The sequence below is a fragment of the Streptomyces sp. NBC_00454 genome (assembly GCF_041434015.1).
Lineage (GTDB): Bacteria > Actinomycetota > Actinomycetes > Streptomycetales > Streptomycetaceae > Streptomyces.
Window position 1 is genome coordinate 2,611,600 of the sequence record NZ_CP107907.1, and the last position, 17,041, is coordinate 2,628,640.

At 73.2% G+C, this 17,041-nt stretch carries 13 protein-coding genes; 4 read left to right on the forward strand and 9 right to left on the reverse strand.

The window, feature by feature from the left end; all coding sequences use genetic code 11:
- Positions 1 to 79: 79 nt before the first annotated feature.
- Positions 80 to 1,570 carry a M28 family metallopeptidase gene (locus OHU74_RS12125; RefSeq protein ID WP_371615901.1) on the reverse strand — a complete coding sequence of 497 codons (1,491 nt, stop codon included), beginning with the start codon at positions 1,568 to 1,570 and terminating at the stop codon, positions 80 to 82.
- A 252-nt stretch (positions 1,571 to 1,822) separates the two neighbouring features.
- Here OHU74_RS12125 and OHU74_RS12130 point away from each other — a divergent pair, with 252 nt between their 5' ends.
- Positions 1,823 to 2,854: an aspartate-semialdehyde dehydrogenase gene (locus tag OHU74_RS12130; protein ID WP_371615902.1), complete on the forward strand. Its 1,032-nt coding sequence runs from the start codon at positions 1,823 to 1,825 to the stop codon at positions 2,852 to 2,854.
- Positions 2,855 to 2,913: 59 nt separating this feature from the next.
- Here OHU74_RS12130 and OHU74_RS12135 read toward each other — a convergent pair whose 3' ends face one another.
- Positions 2,914 to 3,414, reverse strand: a complete 501-nt coding sequence (locus OHU74_RS12135) for a DUF1203 domain-containing protein (RefSeq protein ID WP_371615903.1) — start codon at positions 3,412 to 3,414, stop codon at positions 2,914 to 2,916.
- Between the two features lie 181 nt (positions 3,415 to 3,595).
- Here OHU74_RS12135 and pepN point away from each other — a divergent pair, with 181 nt between their 5' ends.
- Positions 3,596 to 6,175, forward strand: coding sequence for an aminopeptidase N (gene pepN / locus OHU74_RS12140; protein ID WP_371615904.1), 2,580 nt, complete (start codon positions 3,596 to 3,598; stop codon positions 6,173 to 6,175).
- 121 nt (positions 6,176 to 6,296) lie between these two features.
- Here pepN and OHU74_RS12145 read toward each other — a convergent pair whose 3' ends face one another.
- From OHU74_RS12145 to OHU74_RS12160, 4 genes are all read right to left on the reverse strand, one after another.
- A complete protein-coding gene (locus OHU74_RS12145) occupies positions 6,297 to 7,199 on the reverse strand; it encodes a LysR family transcriptional regulator (RefSeq protein ID WP_371615905.1) in 903 nt (300 codons plus the stop codon).
- Between the two features lie 10 nt (positions 7,200 to 7,209).
- Positions 7,210 to 8,163, reverse strand: a complete 954-nt coding sequence (locus OHU74_RS12150) for a DMT family transporter (RefSeq protein WP_371615906.1) — start codon at positions 8,161 to 8,163, stop codon at positions 7,210 to 7,212.
- A gap of 50 nt (positions 8,164 to 8,213) precedes the next feature.
- Positions 8,214 to 9,155, reverse strand: a complete 942-nt coding sequence (locus OHU74_RS12155) for an EamA family transporter (RefSeq protein ID WP_371615907.1) — start codon at positions 9,153 to 9,155, stop codon at positions 8,214 to 8,216.
- Between the two features lie 66 nt (positions 9,156 to 9,221).
- A complete protein-coding gene (locus OHU74_RS12160; RefSeq protein WP_371615908.1) occupies positions 9,222 to 10,547 on the reverse strand; it encodes an MFS transporter in 1,326 nt (441 codons plus the stop codon).
- Positions 10,548 to 10,652: 105 nt separating this feature from the next.
- Here OHU74_RS12160 and OHU74_RS12165 point away from each other — a divergent pair, with 105 nt between their 5' ends.
- Complete coding sequence (locus OHU74_RS12165) at positions 10,653 to 11,165, forward strand: MarR family winged helix-turn-helix transcriptional regulator (RefSeq protein WP_371615909.1); 513 nt, start codon at positions 10,653 to 10,655, stop codon at positions 11,163 to 11,165.
- 87 nt (positions 11,166 to 11,252) lie between these two features.
- On the opposite strand, the gene OHU74_RS12170 is transcribed toward OHU74_RS12165, so the two are convergent.
- The 3 genes from OHU74_RS12170 to OHU74_RS12180 are packed head-to-tail and all read right to left on the reverse strand — an operon-like array spanning position 11,253 to position 13,750.
- On the reverse strand, positions 11,253 to 11,492 hold the full coding sequence (locus OHU74_RS12170) for a hypothetical protein (protein WP_330296433.1): 240 nt from the start codon (positions 11,490 to 11,492) through the stop codon (positions 11,253 to 11,255).
- Between the two features lie 20 nt (positions 11,493 to 11,512).
- The gene (locus OHU74_RS12175; RefSeq protein ID WP_371615910.1) at positions 11,513 to 13,558 is read right to left on the reverse strand and encodes a 4-alpha-glucanotransferase; all 2,046 of its coding nucleotides are present in this window, start codon (positions 13,556 to 13,558) and stop codon (positions 11,513 to 11,515) included.
- Between the two features lie 12 nt (positions 13,559 to 13,570).
- Positions 13,571 to 13,750, reverse strand: coding sequence for a hypothetical protein (locus tag OHU74_RS12180; RefSeq protein ID WP_330300899.1), 180 nt, complete (start codon positions 13,748 to 13,750; stop codon positions 13,571 to 13,573).
- 246 nt (positions 13,751 to 13,996) lie between these two features.
- Between OHU74_RS12180 and OHU74_RS12185 the strand changes: the two genes are divergently transcribed.
- Positions 13,997 to 17,041, forward strand: coding sequence for a beta-N-acetylglucosaminidase domain-containing protein (locus OHU74_RS12185; protein WP_371615911.1), 3,045 nt, complete (start codon positions 13,997 to 13,999; stop codon positions 17,039 to 17,041).

Genomic DNA, 17,041 nt, shown 5'->3' on the forward strand with positions numbered 1-17,041 from the left:
ACCGCATGACCGCATGACGGAGGGGCGGGTACCCGATCGGGTACCCGCCCCTTCTGCTTGCCCCCCCTCGGGCGCTACGTCACTTGCCCAGCGAGCTCAGGTCCTGCGCGTACGTGCCGACCGCGTGGGCGATCACGTCGAGGTTGGTGTCGAAGGCCTTGAGGTCCAGGTTCTTCAGGGTGTCCCCCGCCCCGTGGTAGTTCGGGTCGTACGGGGCCCCGGCCGTGCCGCCGTACCGCGCGGCCTGCTCGGGGGTCTTGATGCCCTCGGCTCCGGTGAAGGTGCCGCCGGCCGGGATGCCGTTCGCGATGAACGGGCCGTAGTCGGAGCGGCCGTCGAAGTCGCTGCCCTCGTGCGGCTTGCCCTTCCGGTCGAGGAAGCCGTTGATCAGCGCCTCGATCTGGGCCGAGCCGGCCGGGCCGGCGCCCTCACCGGTCTTGTCCGAGTCGTCGCCGTCGTAGACGAACTGCGCCGGGTTCGGCGAGGCGATCATGTCGAAGTTGAGGTAGAGCGCGATGTTCTTCTTCTGCTGGTCGGACAGCTGCGCCACGTAGTGCTCGGAGCCCAGCAGGCCGAGTTCCTCCGCCGACCACCACGCGAAGCGGACCTTGTTGGCGGTCTGCTTGCCCTTGCCCTTCTTGTTGGCTCCCTCATCCGCGAGCTTGAGGGCCACCTCCAGCAGACCGGCCGAGCCGGAGCCGTTGTCGTTGATGCCGGGACCCTCGGTGACCGAGTCCAGGTGGGCACCGACCGCGACCACGCGGTCGGAGCGGCCGCCCCTCGTCTCGGCGATCACGTTTCGGGTGGTCTTCTTCACGTGCTCCTGGTCCAGGTCCAGGCGTACGGTCACCTCGCCCTTGGCGGCGGCCGCGGTCAGCGCCTCGCCGTCGGCGAGGGTGATCCCGGCACTCGGGACGATCCCCTCGGCGGGCGAGGAGAACCCGCCCCGGACCGGAGTGGTCCCGCTGTGGTTGTAGACGATCACGCCGATCGCGCCGGCCGCGGCGGCGGCCTTCTGCTTCTCCACGAAGGTGCAGGCGCCGCGCTTGACCAGGGCGATCTTCCCCGCGAAAGCACCGGCCGGGTAGTCGTCGGCGGTGCAGCCCGGGCTCTCGTCGACCCGGGCCAGGGCGAGCGGGGCGGTCAGTCCGCCGGCCGGGGTGGACTTGGTGAAGGTGAAGGCGGCGGTGGCCAGCTCCCGCGGATCGGCGCCGCCGACGACGGTGGTCTTCTCGGTCCTCGTGCGGGCCTCGTAGATGTCGAAGTCCTGGTACGAGACCTGGTACCCGGCCTTGGCGAGGGTGTCGTGGACGTAGGCGGCCGAGGCCGCGTGGCCGGGCGTGCCGGCGGCGCGGTTGCCGCCGTTGGCATCGGCGATCTGCTGGAACTTCGCCAGGTGCCGGTAGGCGCCGCGGGCGGTGACCTCCTCCACCAGTTCCCTGGCCAGCCGCCCCTCGCGCGGGTGGGCGGCGGCCGGGGTGGCGGCGAGCAGGACGGGTGCGGCGACGGCGGCGGCCGCGAGGGCGGCGAGCGCCGGTATGGACCGGCGGCGGTGGCGGATGGAGCGCACGGTGGTTCCCCCCGAGTTCGAAGTACGGATGACCCGTCCGGATTACGGACGCGACAGACCGGACCGTAACCGGCTTCGACCTGGCAAAAGGGGCGGTGAGCAGGGGTGCAACACGGCCGCCACGGAGTTGTCACGGGGGTTCACACTCCGCACACCGTCCGCTCCTCGGACAATGGATTGGACAAGGCTCGTGGGGTCGAACGCATGATGGCTCCACGCGCGCCCGCGTCGTACGGATCAAAGGGAGTCACCGTGAGGGTCGGAATCGTCGGAGCCACCGGACAGGTCGGCGGAGTCATGCGCGGCATCCTCGCCGAGCGGAAGTTCCCGGTGGAGGAGCTGCGGCTGTTCGCCTCGGCCCGTTCGGCCGGCTCGACCATCGAGTGGCAGGGCCGCGAGATCACCATCGAGGACGCCTCCACGGCCGACTTCTCCGGCCTGGACATCGTGCTCTTCTCCGCGGGCGGCGCCACCTCCCGCGCCCTCGCCGAGAAGGTCGCCTCGCAGGGCGCCGTCGTGATCGACAACTCCTCCGCCTGGCGCAGCCACCCCGAGGTTCCCCTCGTCGTCTCCGAGGTCAACCCGCACGCGATTCGCAACCGCCCCAAGGGCATCATCGCGAACCCGAACTGCACCACCATGGCCGCGATGCCGGTGCTGCGCCCCCTGCACGACGAGGCCGGCCTGACCGCGATGGTCGCCACCACCTACCAGGCCGTCTCCGGCTCGGGCCTGGCGGGCGTCGCCGAGCTCAAGGGCCAGGCCTGCGCGGTCTCCGAGACCGCCGACCAGCTGACCTTCGACGGCGGCGCGGTGGAGTTCCCGGAGCCCAAGGTCTACCAGCGGCCGATCGCCTACAACGTGGTCCCGCTCGCGGGCAACCTGGTCGACGACGGCTCCTTCGAGACCGACGAGGAGCAGAAGCTCCGCAACGAGTCCCGCAAGATCCTGGAGATCCCCGAGCTCAAGGTCTCCGGCACCTGTGTGCGCGTGCCGGTCTTCTCCGGCCACTCCCTCCAGGTCAACGCCCGCTTCGCCCGTCCGCTGAGCGTGGAGCGCGCCTACGAGCTGCTCAAGGACGCCCCGGGCGTCGAGCTCTCGGACATCCCGACCCCGCTCCAGGCCGCCGGCAAGGACGCCTCGTACGTGGGCCGCATCCGTGTCGACGAGACGGTCGAGAACGGCATCGCGCTGTTCCTCTCCAACGACAACCTCCGCAAGGGCGCCGCGCTGAACGCGGTCCAGATCGCGGAGCTCGTCGCCGAGGAGCTGAGCCAGGGCTGACCCCGGGTCGCGCGCACGTGTGAGGGGCGGCACCGCTACGGCGCCGCCCCTTCCCCGTGTCAGGGCCGGCGCACCTCGTAGTGGAAGCAGCCGAACTCGGCCGCCCTTACGTGCACGAGGGCCACCTCGGGGTCGTCGAACGCCTCGTCCAGGGCGCGCTCGATCACACCGTCGGGGTCGTCGCCGAGGTCGAGCACCCGCCCGCCGAGGATGTGCCCGCGGGCGCCGTACCGCCGGGCGGTGCGCTGCACGCCCGCCCTGGCGAAGGGGTACGCCTCGCGGTCGGCCGGCCCGCCGCAGTCCTCGGCGTGGATGAAGACGGGTCCCTGCTCGTCGTACGCGCCCGGCTCCGCGCCGGTCGCGGCGGCCCAGCGCCGCAGGGGCGCGTAGGAGACGAGGGCGATCCGCTCCCCGGCCGCGCTCGGCCTCAGGCAGCACCTCAACGGCGCGCCACCCTCGCCGTCGGCGTACGGGACGCACTCCCGCCCCGCGTCGTCACGTACGCGGAGCTCCTTGAGCGCCGCCTCCTCGATGGGCCTCGCCCAGTACCTGATGGTCATGCCCATCAGCGTCGCGCCGCCGCCCGCCGCTGTCCGGCAGGTTTCCGCCCTCGCGTTCCCGCAGCGGGCCGATCACCGTGCCCCACGGTGAGCGATCGACCACGCAGGGTATCTCCCGACGGGCTCGCGGTCCCGCGTGGAAAGATGGCGGACCTACGTCACCATCAAAGGAGATGAACGCGTGCCAGGCACGAATCTGACCCGTGAAGAGGCTCAGCAGCGCGCAAAGCTGCTCACCGTCGACTCGTACGAGATCGAACTCGATCTCAGCGGAGCGCAGGAGGGCGGCACGTACCCCTCCGTCACCACCGTGCGCTTCGAATCCGCCGAGGCCGGCGCCGAGACCTTCATCGACCTGGTCGCTCCGGCCGTGCACGAGGTCGTTCTCAACGGCAAGGCGCTGGACGTGGCCGCCGTGTTCCGGGATTCCCGGATCGCGCTGGGTCACCTCGCCGCCGGTGCCAACGAGCTCCGCGTCGTCGCGGACTGCGCGTACACCAACACCGGTGAGGGTCTGCACCGGTTCGTCGACCCGGTCGACGAACAGGCTTATCTCTACACCCAGTTCGAGGTTCCGGACGCGCGCCGCGTCTTCGCCAACTTCGAACAGCCCGACCTGAAGGCGACGTTCCGGTTCACCGTGACGGCCCCCGAGGGCTGGACGGTCATCTCGAACTCCCCCACGCCGGAGGCCGCCGACGTCAAGGACAACGTCTGGCGCTTCGAGCCCACCCCGCGCATCTCCACGTACATCACGGCCCTGATCGTGGGCCCGTACCACTCGGTGCACAGCTCCTACGAGCGCCCGGACGGGCAGTCCGTCCCGCTCGGCATCTACTGCCGGCCCTCGCTGGCCGAGTTCCTCGACGCCGACCACATCTTCGACGTCACGAGGCAGGGCTTCGACTGGTTCCAGGAGAAGTTCGCCTACGACTACCCCTTCGCGAAGTACGACCAGCTCTTCGTGCCGGAGTTCAACGCGGGCGCGATGGAGAACGCGGGCGCGGTCACCATCCGCGACCAGTACATCTTCCGCTCGAAGGTGACGGACGCCGCGTACGAGGCGCGCGCCGAGACGCTCCTGCACGAGCTCGCGCACATGTGGTTCGGCGACCTCGTCACCATGGAGTGGTGGAACGACCTGTGGCTGAACGAGTCGTTCGCCACCTACACCTCGATCGCCTGCCAGGCCGACGCCGAGGGTTCGAGGTGGCCGCAGGCGTGGACCACCTTCGCCAACTCCATGAAGACCTGGGCGTACCGGCAGGACCAGCTGCCCTCCACGCACCCGATCATGGCCGAGATCCGTGACCTGGACGACGTCCTCGTCAACTTCGACGGCATCACGTACGCCAAGGGCGCCTCGGTGCTCAAGCAGCTCGTGGCCTACGTCGGCAAGGACGCCTTCTTCAAGGGCGTGCAGGCGTACTTCAAGGCGCACGCCTTCGGGAACACGCGCCTGTCCGACCTGCTGGGCGCACTGGAGGAGACCTCCGGCCGCGACCTGACCGCCTGGTCCAAGGCGTGGCTGGAGACCGCCGGCATCAACATCCTGCGCCCGGAGGTGGAGACGGACGCCTCCGGCACCATCACCTCCTTCGCGGTCCGCCAGGAGGCCCCGGCGCTGCCGGCGGGCGCCAAGGGCGAGCCCGTCCTGCGTCCGCACCGCATCGCGGTCGGCATGTACGACCTGGTCGACGGCAAGCTGGTGCGCACCGACCGGATCGAGCTGGACATCGACGGGGACCTGACCGTCGTGCCCGAGCTGACCGGCCGCACCCGCCCGGCCGTCGTGCTGCTCAACGACGACGACCTGTCGTACGCCAAGGTCCGCCTGGACGGGGTCTCGCTGGCGAACGTCACCGCGCACCTGGGCGACTTCACCGAGTCGATGCCGCGCGCGCTGTGCTGGTCCTCGGCCTGGGACATGACCCGCGACGGCGAGCTGGCCACCCGCGACTACCTCGCGCTGGTCCTGTCGGGCATCGGCAAGGAGTCGGACATCGGCGTCGTCCAGTCGCTGCACCGCCAGGTGCGGCTCGCGGTCGACCTGTACGCCGACCCGGCCTGGCGCGAGCAGGGCCTGGCCATCTGGACGCAGGCCACGCTGGAGCACCTGCGTGCGGCGGCTCCCGGCAGCGACCACCAGCTGGCGTGGGCCCGTGCCTTCGCGGCGACGGCCCGCACCGAGGAGCAGCTGGCCTACCTGTCGGCGCTGCTGGACGGCTCGGCCGAGATCGAGGGCCTGGCCGTCGACACCGAGCTGCGGTGGGCGTTCCTGGAGCGCCTGGCCGCCACCGGCGTCGCCGACGAGCCGGCCATCGCGGCCGAGCTGGAGCGGGACCGGACGGCCGCGGGCGAGCGCCACGCGGCGACCGCCCGCGCGGCCCGTCCCACGGCGGAGGCCAAGGCCCAGGCGTGGGCCGCGGTCGTCGAGGACGACTCGCTCCCGAACGCGGTGCAGGAGGCGGTGATCGGCGGCTTCGTCCAGACCGACCAGCGCGAGCTCCTCGCCCCGTACACCGAGAAGTACTTCGCGGTGGTCAAGCAGGTCTGGGAGACCCGTAGCCACGAGATCGCCCAGCAGATCGCGGTGGGCCTCTACCCGTCCCTCCAGATCTCCCAGCAGACCCTGGAGACCACGGACGCCTGGCTCGCCTCGGCCGAGCCGAACGCGGCCCTGCGCCGACTGGTCTCGGAGTCCCGCTCGGGCATCGAGCGAGCACTGAAGGCCCAGGCCGCGGACGCGGCCGCCGCCTGACCCCGCGCCTCAAACGCCGGCGAGGCTGGATATCTCCAGCCCGTCCGGCGTTTGAGGACCGGGTCCGGGCAGAGCCCGGGGAACGGTGGAAGGGCGGGTAGGGGACGGCCCCGCGCAGCGGCTACTCCCGCGCGGCGGCCACGGCCCGCAAGGCGGCCAGCGCGTGCGCCACCGCCGGGGCCGATTCGGAGCCGCGGCGCAGGGCCGCGATGACGTGGCGGGTGGGCCGGTCCTGCGACAGGACGCGGACGGCGACGCCCGACGCCCGGCTCGACACCATCCGGGGCACCAGGGCAACGCCCATGCCCGCCTCGACCATGGCCAGGATCGCCGTCCAGCCCGACGCCGAGTGCGCCTGCTCCGGTACGAAACCCGCCGCCTCGCAGGCGCCTCGGGTGATCTCCGACCAGGGCCCGCTGCCGCCGTAGATCCACGGGTCCCCGGAGAGGTCCGCGAGGCGCAGTTCCGGGGCTCCGGCCAGCGGGTGGTCCGGGGGCAGGGCCACGTCGAGGGGGTCCTCCAGCAGCGTCATCCGGGTGAAACGGGGGTCGCGGGCGGTCGGGGCGTGGGCCGCGAGGGAGAGCGCCAGGTCGACGACCCCGGCCGAGAGCAGCTCGTAGGACTCGGCCGCCTCGGTTTCCCGTACGCGGACCTCCACGCCGGGGTGCGAGCGCCTCAGGGCCGCCACCGCGGGGACCACGAGGACCGGTACGGCGGTGGAGAAGGCCCCGATCCGCACCTCCCCGGCCTCCCCGGCCAGGTACCCGGTGAGTTCGGCGTCGGCCCGCTCCAGCTGGGCGAACACCGCTTCGGCGTGGCGCAGCACGAGGTGCGCGGCGTCCGTGAGGCGGACCCGGCGGCCCTGGGCCTCCAGCAGCGGGACTCCCAGCAGCTTGGCCAGGTTGGTCAGCTGCTGCGAAACGGCCGAGGGCGTCATGTGCAGCGCCTCGGCGGTGGCGGTCACGGTCCCCTGGTCGGCGAGGGTCCGCAGGATCCGCAGCTTCTTGATGTCCCACTCGATCATGGGACCGAACCTACCGCCGGGCACCCAGGCTCACGCCGCCGAGGATCAGCGCCATGCACAGGAGCTGCGCGGGGCCGGTGTGCTCGCCGATGAGGAGGAACCCGAGTCCGGCGACGCAGACGGGCTGGAGGTAGTAGACGACTCCGGCGCGGGCGGCGCCGATGATCGAGACGGCCTTGTTCCAGGCGAAGAAGGCGACGGCGGAGGAGAAGACGCCGACGTAGAGGAGCATTCCGGCGGTGGAGGGGGTGACCTCGAAGCCGCCCTGGACGCCGACGGAGACGGCGTAGGCGGGGGCCAGCATGAGGGCGCCGAGGACGAAGGTGGTGATCAGGAAGGCGAGGCCGCCCAGTTCGGCGGGCTTGCGCTTGAGGAGCGCGCTGTAGGTGGCAAAGGAGAGGGCGGCGGCGAACATCCACAGGTCGCCGGCGGCGAAGTCGAAGCGGATCGAGCCCTTGCCGACCAGGAGCAGGACGCCGAGGGCCGCGAGGGCGAGGCCGGAGGTGCGCCGGGCGCCGAGCCGTTCGCCGCCGAGACGGGCGTAGAGGGCCATGATGACCGGCGAGGCGGCCATGATCATGCCCATGTTGGAGGCGGAGGTGGTCAGTCCGGCCTGGTGCACGAGGGTGTTGTAGAGGGTGACGCCGAAGAGGGTGGCGAGGGCTGTGTAGCCGAAGTGCTTGCGGATCAGGGCCCGCTGCTGCCAGGCCTGCCGGGCGGCGAAGGGTGCGACGGCGACGGTGGCGATCGTCCAGCGCCAGAAGACGGCCTGGACGGGCGGGATGCTGTCCGCCATGCCCCGGGTGGCGACGAAGCTGCCGGACCAGACGACCGTCGCGAGCAGGGCGAGGAGTACGCCGAGGCCGGCGGCCCCCTTCTTGTTCCCGGCCTTGGCCGGGGCGCCCTCGTCGCTGTGCTGCTGCTCTGCTTGTGGAGCTTGTGGAACGGTCTGGTCGCGGTCCATGACGGCCACTGTGCGTCTCCCCCTCGGGGTCGGTTTGTCGATTCTTCGCCCTACCGTCGCACCGAATCACCCGTCAGGTCCATCGAATCATTTCGATCGATTTCTTCAGCAGAACTGAACGTTTCCTTCTTGGACCGCGAGGACCCGGCCGCCAGCTGTCCCGCGACGGTGGCGCCGAAGGCGATCGCCATGCCCAGCACCTGTACGGGCGAGAGCGCCTGCCCCAGCGCGGCCCAGCCTATGACGGCCGCGGTCAGCGGGGACAGCGGGCCGAGCAGGGTGACCGAGGTGGCGCTGAGCTGCCCGATGCCGCGGAACCAGAGCCAGTACGCGATCCCGGTGTTGATCAGCATCATGTAGCCGTAGCCGAGGAAGGCCCTGCCGTCGAGCGCCGGAGGCGCCCCCTCCACCAGCGCGGCCACCGGGATGATCATCAGGCCGCCCGCGGTCAGCTGCCAGCCGGTCATGGCCAGCGGGCCGACCCCCTCGGGGCGCCCCCAGCGCTTGGTCATGACGGTGCCGGCGCCCATCGAGACCGAGGAGACGACTCCGGCCACGATCCCGATCAGGTCGAGCTCCGCCTCGGCGGTCAGCACCACCATGCTCACCCCGAGGGCCGCCACGACGGCGGCGAGCACGGTCCGCAGCCGGGCCCGCTCCCCCAGCAGCAGCGCGGACAGTCCTACGACGAACAGCGGTCCGGCGGAGCCCAGCACGGCCGCGACCCCGCCGGGCAGCCGGTAGGCCGTGAGGAACAGCAGCGGGAAGAAGGCGCCGATGTTGAGGCCGCCCAGGACCGCGGACTTCCACCACCACTGTCCCTTGGGGAGGGTCCGGGCGAGGGCCGTGAGCAGCAGCCCGGCGGGCAGGGCCCGCATCACCCCGGTGAACAGCGGCCGGTCGGGCGGCAGCAGCTCGGAGGCCACGGCGTAGGTGGAGCCCCAGGAGACGGGGGCGAGGGCGGTCAGGGCGATGGTGGCGATGCGCTTCATGGCGGGTGACTCCTCGGGCAGGTGAGGAACGCGGGACGCGGGCAGGGATTCGCAGGGGCAGGGGGGTCAGACGGCGGCGGGTGCGGGCCGTGCGGCCGGACCGGCGGCGGCCCCGGTCCGCGGGGCCGTGATCACCACCGGCGGCTCCGCATGGACGGCCTCGGCCGGCAGGTGCGGCTCCAGCCGGACCAGCGCCAGGGCCGCGACGGCGGCGGCCACCGCCAGGACGGCCCAGGGCAGGCGGCCGTCGAGGGCGATCAGACCGGTGAAGAGCGAGGGGGCCAGCGCGGTGGCCAGCGAGTAGGACAGGCTGTAGGTGGCGAGGTAGCGGCCGCGGACGGCCTCGGGGGCCGCGGAGACCGACAGGGCCCCGCCGGCGGGACTGTGGACCAGTTCGCCGAGGGTGTAGACGACCACGATGACGAGCAGGGCGACCATGGTCGCGCCCTGCCCGGGGCGCAGGGTGCCGAGGACGATCTGGGCCACGAAGGCGGCGGCGAAGAGCAGGGAGCCCAGCGCGGCCGAGCGGGTGCGGCGGGCTCCGGAGCGGCGGACCCGGCCGGCGACCAGGACGCCGATCCCGGCGCACAGGACGGTGTTGACGGTGAACGCCGCACCGGTGAGCGAGGCGGGGCCGTGCAGCCAGGTCGAGATGTAGAGCGGGAAGAGCACCGAGAGGGCCGCGTAACCCAGCGCCGTCAGGAAGTTGGCGCCGGTCAGGGCGAGGAAGGGGCGGTCGCGCAGCACCATGCGGTAGCCGGCGGCCGGGCGCTCGGTGGAGGGGGCGGGGCGGTCGGACGGATTGACGGGCTTGCGCAGCGGGCGGACCCGGGCGACGAGCAGTCCGGCCAGGGCGAAGGCCAGGGAGTTCCCGTAGGCGGTGTAGGCGAATCCCTCCGGGCCCCAGACGGCCAGGACCCCGGAGACCAGCAGGCCGCCCGCGCCCATGCCGGCATTCTGCAGGGCCCGGACGGAGGCCTGGAGCCGGTCGCGGGCGGCGCCCCGGGCGACCTCCCCGATCAGGGACTGCTGGACGACGCTGAAGGAGCGGTCGGCCAGCGCGGTGACCAGGGCGACGGCGGCGAAGGCGGGCAGTGAGCCGGCGAGCGGGTAGAGGGCGAAGCCGAGGGCCCGGACCGCGTAGAGGACGAGGTTGAGGCGGTGGGCGCCGAAGCGGTCGACGGCCGAGCCGGCGAGCGGCATGAAGCCGAGGCCGGCCAGGCCGGTCACGGTGAGCACCACGCCGACGAGGGCGAAGGACAGGCCGGTGACCTGGTGGAAGAAGACCAGCGAGAACGGTACGTACATGCCGATCCCGATGGCGCTGATCCCCACTCCGGTGAGCAGGGACCGCTCCCCCGTCACCCTCTCCCGCTCGCTCTTGACCGCCATGTTCTTCTCCCCCGAGTAGGTCGCTTGTAAGTAGCTTACCGCTAAGTTACTTATCGTCAAGTAACTTTCTTGCAGACAACCGAGTGGAAGCCGGATACTGCGCCCATGACCGAGCACACCCCCGCGGCCGACGGCTCCGACGCCGTCGACGCGATCGCCGCCCAGTGGTTCGCGGTGCGACCCGACCTGGACACCGCCCCCATGGCCGTATTCGGCCGGATCTACCGGATCGCCAAGGCCATGGGCGATGCCATGGAACGGACCTACAACCGCTACGGGATCTCGCGCGGCGAGTTCGACGTCGTGGCCACCCTGCGCCGGAGCGGAGCCCCGTACACGCTCTCGCCGCGGCAGCTCTCGGCCACCCTCATGCTCACCACGGGCGGGATGACGGGACGGCTGGACAAGCTGGAGAAGGCCGGGCTGCTGTGCCGCAACCCCGATCCGCACGACCGGCGGGGGCTCCAGGTGACGATCACCGACCGCGGTCTCGCGCTCATCGACGAGGCGGTCACGGCGGGGCTGGAGGTGCAGCGCGCCGCGCTCACGGGCTTCGACGACGCGGAGGTCGCGGCGCTCACCGGGCTGCTGCGCAAGCTGCTGGCGGGGGTCCCGTAACCGGGACCGGGTACGACTGAGCGCCGGAGGTCCGTGCGGACCTCCGGCGCTCCGGAAGTGTCGAGTGGAGCGAAGACCCCGTCGGGGTCAGCTCTCCTTCTGCTCCTTGCGCGACTTGTCGCCGACGATCACCAGACCGGCGATGACCAGGAACAGCACGATCGGCGCGGCCACGTACAGGCCGAGCGTCTCGGCAATGCTCAGGCCCGGACCCGGGTCGTCACCGTCGTCGCGGGTGAGCGCGAGGGCGGGAGACGTCATCAGCAGCATCATCAGCGTCGTTCCGGCCGTGACGGCGCCGGCGCGCAGAGCGTTCTTCTTGTCCACGGTGCAAACGTAGCGAACACCTAAACGACGCGCGCGCCCGGGGGTGCCGTACGGGGTTCCACCCCGCCCCGCACCGCGCTCAGCAGGGCGTTCGCGCGCGGCGAGGCGGCCAGCGCCTCCAAGGTCAGCGGCCGGCCCTCCGCGTCGGCGACCGGGAGCCGCCAATTGGGGTACTGGTCCCAGGTGCCGGGCAGGTTCTGCGGCCGCCGGTCCCCCACCGCGTCGGGCAGCCAGACCCCGACCAGCCGTGCCGGAGTGCGCAGCAGGAACGCGTACAGCGACCGTACGGCGGCCTCCTCGCCCTTGGTGTCCAGGCCCAGGCCCTCCAGTACGTCCAGCCAGCGCGCGGTGTCCGCGGCGTCCTCGGCGCGCTCCCGCTCCAGCGGGCGGGTCAGCAGGCCCAGGCGGTCGCGCAGTTCCACGTGGGATCCGGCGAGCTTGGCGGCCGTGGGCGGCAGATCGTGGGTGGTGGCGGTGGCCAGGCAGTCGGACCGCCAGCGCGCCGGCTCCAGCGGCTCCCCGTCACCGCCCCAGTCCCGCTCGAACCAGAGCACCGAGGTGCCCAGCACCCCGCGCCGGGCCAGCGCCTGACGGACCCCCGGCTGCACGGTGCCGAGGTCCTCGCCGATGACCAGGGCCCCGGCCCGGTGGGCCTCCAGGACCAGCAGGGCGAGCATCGCCTCCGCGTCGTAGCCCACGTACGCGCCTTCGGCGGGCGGAGTCCCCTCGGGGATCCACCAGAGCCGGAAGAGTCCCATGACGTGGTCGATGCGCAGGGCGCCCGCGTACCGGAACACCCCGCGCAGCAGGGCCCGGAAGGGTGCGTACCCGGTGGCGGCCAGCCGGTCGGGGCGCCAGGGCGGCAGCCCCCAGTCCTGGCCGCGCGCGTTGAAGGCGTCCGGCGGGGCGCCCACGGAGCAACCCTTGGCGTAGAAGGGCGTCCCCTTGGGAGCCCCGACGGCGTCGGAGCCCTGCGGATGCACCCCGACGGCCAGGTCGTGGATGATGCCGACCGCCATCCCGGCGTCCTTGGCGGCACGCTGGGCGGCGGCGAGCTGGGCGTCCGTCAGCCAGACCAGCCAGCGGTGGAAGTCGGCCCGGGTCTTCGGGTCGTCCCCGGCGTGCCCGGCGCACCAGGCGGCGTGCAGGTCGAGCTCCGCGCCCTGCTCGGCGCGGAAGTTCCCGTAGTCCGCCTCCCGTTCGGGTGAGCGCGGGACGGTGTAGAGCAGCTCCAGGGCGGCCCGCTTGAGGGCCCAGACGGCGTCCCGGTCGATGAGCGTCCCCTTCTCCAGTACCTCGCGGCGCAGCTCCCCGCCCCGGGCGGCCAGTTCGGCCAGGGCTTCGCGGTCCGGGCAGTCGGCGTACTCCGGGACGTCCTCGATCCGCAGGTGCACCGGGTCGGGGAAGCGGCGCGAGGACGGGCGGTACGGGGAGGGGTCGGTCGGGGTGCCGGGCACTGCCGCGTGCAGCGGGTTGACCTGGATGAACCCGGCTCCGTGGACCCGGCCCGCCCAACTCGCCAGCGCCGCCAGGTCTCCTAGGTCGCCCATGCCCCAGGAGCGCTCGGAGAGCAGGGAGTACAGCTGGACGAGGAGCCCGTGGGTGCGCTCCGGCGCGGCCGGGGCGCGGTCGGGGGCCACGATCAGGGTGGCGGACGCGGTGCGGCCGTCGGGGGCCTCGGCGTGGAGCCGGTGCACCCCGAGCGGCGGCTCCCGCAGTGCGCCCCCGGGCTCCCGCAGCGGCACCGCCTCCCCCGGCGCCCCCGGCTCCCCCGCTTCCTCCTCCGGCTCCAGGCTCAGGAGGGTGCCGGGCGGCAGCGCGCCCAGCTCCGCGGGCGGCCTCGACCCGGCCCACCACACCAGCACGCGCGGCAACACCCGGTCCGCCGCTTCGCGTTCGACCCCGGCCAGGCAACTGCGCACCGACTCCGGGGTGTCGGTGTCCACCCCCAACTGCCGCAGTACGGCGGCGATGGTGGCCTCGGGGACCCGGACGGTGACGTCCTCGGCGGGCTGGTAGGTGGTGGCGACGCCGTAGAGGGCCGCGAGCCGGGCGAGGTCGTCCATCTGGATCCTTGTCTAGTCACCCGCCGCGGCGGCCGCGGCGGAGGTGGTCGGCTCGCTGGTCAGCGGGGCCTCGTCGGTGAGCGGGGGCTCGCTGGTCAGCGGCGCGTGCGCGGAATCGGCGAGCGGGGGCTCGCTGGTGAGGGGTCCTTCGGCGAGGGCGAGCCCCTCGGCGGGTCCGCCCTGCGCGGGCAGGTGGGCGAGCGGCGGGCGGGCTATCCGGACATCGACGGTGTTCACGGCAGGCACTCCTTTGTGCGTGAGGATCTGTCAGAACCATGGAACACCGCCGGAGAACATCGCAGCCATACCCAGTCGGACGCACCGCATTCCTGGCGTATCCAGGTCAGATCACCCTCAGACGTTGACACCCCGGCCGTACGGATGGTGGGCTCGGGCCCATTCGTACGAGCGGGGGACGACTCGGGGCGAGGAGGCTACGTGCAGCTCAGGGGCAACAAGCGGGCGACGGCCGCGGCCGTCGCCGTGATCGGGACACTGCTGGGCGGGTCGGTGGCCGTGGGTCCGCCCGGCGCCTTCGCGGCACCCTCGACACCCTCTCCCGCCCTCGATCCCTCGGCCGTTTCTATAGCCGCGCCCACCTCCGCGCCCGCCTCCGCGCCCGCGCTCGACCCCGTACCCGGGCCCGTACCCGTCCTGGAACCCGGCGCCGATCCGGCGCGGTCCGCGGCCGAGGGGCCCTCGGTGTGGCCGCGCCCGCAGTCCATGGCCGCCGATCCGGCCCGGGCGGTGCCGCTGGGCGCCGAGGCCGTACTGGTGCTGCCCGACGGCGTGGACCCGGACGCCGTCCGGGTGGTCCGCGAGGCCCTGCGCGGGGCGGGCGTCCGGACCCTGCACGAGCGGGCCGACGGGCAGTCGCTGCCCGCGGGGATCCCCGTCGTGCGGATCCAAGGGGCGGATGCGGAAAGGGCGTTGACCGAGCTGGGCGCGGCCGGTGCGGGCGACCTGCCGGCCGGCGGATACCGGCTGGCGGTGGGCCGGGCCGGCGGGCGGGACACGGTCGCGCTGGCGGGCACGGGGGACGACGGACTGTTCCACGCCGCGCAGACGCTGCGCCAGCTGATCGCCTCCGGCGCCGGAAAGGTTCCCGGGGTGCTCGTACGGGACTGGCCGACCGCGCCCGTACGCGGGATCACCGAAGGGTTCTACGGGACCCCGTGGACGGCCGCCGAGCGGCTGGAGCAGGTCGATTTCATGGGCCGCACCAAGCAGAACCGGCTGCTGCTCGCACCCGGCGACGACACCTACCGGACCACGGACTGGCGCCGGGACTACCCGGCGGAGCGGGCGGCGGAGCTGCGGACCCTGGCCGAACGGGCCCGCGCCAACAAGGTCGTACTGGCGTGGGCGGTCGCACCCGGGCAGTCCATGTGCCTGTCCCGGGCGTCCGACCGGGCAGCGCTCGCCCGCAAGGTGGACTCCATGTGGGACCTCGGATTCCGGGCGTTCCAGCTGCAGTTCCAGGACGTCAGCTACACGGAGTGGGGCTGCCGGGCCGACCAGGAGCACTACGGGAAGGGCCCGGCGGCGGCCGCGAAGGCGCACGCGGAGGTCGCGGGCGAACTGGCGGCGCACCTGGCCGCACGCTATCCGGGGTCACCCGCGCTGTCGCTGCTGCCGACCGAGTACTACCAGGACGGCGCGACGGCCTACCGGACCGCGCTGGCCGGGGCCCTGGACGGCCGGGTGGAGGTCGCCTGGACGGGCGTCGGCGTGGTGCCGCGCACGATCACCGGGCGCGAACTGGCCGGGGCGCGCTCCGCGCTCGGACATCCCCTGGTCACCATGGACAACTACCCGGTCAACGACTGGGATCCGGACCGGATCTTCCTCGGCCCGTACACGGGGCGGGACCCGGCGGTGGCGGGCGGTTCGGCGGCCGTCCTGGCCAACGGGATGCCCCAGGGCGCCCTGTCCCGCGTCCCCCTGTTCACGGTGGCGGACTTCGCCTGGAACCCGCGCGGCTACCGGGCCTCCGCATCCTGGGCGGCGGCCGTGGCCGAACTGGCCGGCCCGGACCCCAAGGCCCGGGAGGCGCTGGCCGCGCTGGCCGGGAACACCGCCTCCTCCGGGCTCGCGCAGCCGGAATCGGCTTATCTGGCGCCGCTGGTGGAGGAGTTCTGGCGCACGCGCTCCGCCGGCGATCCGGCGGCGGGGGAAAAGCTGCGGGCCGCGTTCCGCGTGCTGCGCGAGGCGCCGGACCGGCTGCCGGGCCTCGCCGGGGAGGCCGGTCCCTGGCTGTCGCGCCTCGCGCGCTACGGAGCGGCCGGGGAACTGGCCCTGGACGTGCTCCAGGCGCAGGCGCGCGGGGACGGGGCGGCGGCCTGGCAGTCCTCGCAGGCCCTCTCGGCCGCCCGCAAGGCGCTGTCCGAGACGGCGGCGGGCGACGTCCGGGTGGACAAGGCGGTACTGGACCCCTTCCTCTCCAGGGCGGCGGCCGAGGCCGACGCGTGGACCGGCGCGGCCCGTTCCACCGGGAGCGTCTCCAAGGCGGCGGACTCCTGGACGGTCCAGCTGTCCACCGCCCGGCCGGTGTCGACGGTGACCGTGATGACCGACCCGCTGCCGGCCGGGAGCCGGGGCGCGGCGATCGAGGCACACGTACCGGGCGAGGGCTGGCGCAAGGTCGCGGAGGCGGCGGCTTCCGGCTGGACGCAGGCGGACGTCGGCGGCCTGCGGGCCGACGCGGTGCGGCTGACCTGGTCGGGCCCGGCTCCGGCCGTGCACAGCGTGGTCCCCTGGACGGCGGACGGACCCGAGGCCCGCTTCGAACTGGCCGACACGGTGGACGCCGAGATCGGCGGGCCCGCGGCGCGGGTCCCGGCGGAGCTCTCCGCGCTGCGGCCGGGCGAGGTCCGCGGCCCCCTGTCTGCGGCAGCGCCGACAGGGATCGAGCTCCGGCTCCCGGAGACCGCGGTGGCCCCGCGCGGAACCCGGGCGGTGGTCCCGGTGGAGGTCGCGGTGGCGGCCGGCACGGCCCCGGGGACCTACGAGGTACCGGTGACCTTCGGCTCCGGGACCGGCTCCGAGACCCACATGCTGAAGGTCCGCGCCGTCCCGCGCACGGCCGGCCCGAACCTCCTGCGGGGCGCCCGGGCCACGTCCTCCGCCGACGAGACCCCGGACTTCCCGGCCTCGGCCGCCCTGGACGACTCCCCGGCCACCCGCTGGTCCTCCCCGGCGGCGGACGGAGCCTGGTGGCAGGCCGAACTCCCGGCGGCCGCCCGCATCGGGCTGCTGCGCCTGCGCTGGCAGGAGGCGTACCCGTCCCGGTTCCGGGTGGAGACCTCCGCCGACGGGGTCTCCTGGACCCCGGCGGCGGCGGTCTCCTCTACGGGCGGAGTGGACTCGGTCCGCCTGACGGCGGTGGAGCCCGCGCGGTTCGTGCGCGTCACCTGCGATGTGCGGGCCACGCGCTTCGGCTGCAGCCTGATCGCGGCGGAGGCCTTCGCGGCGGCCCCGTAG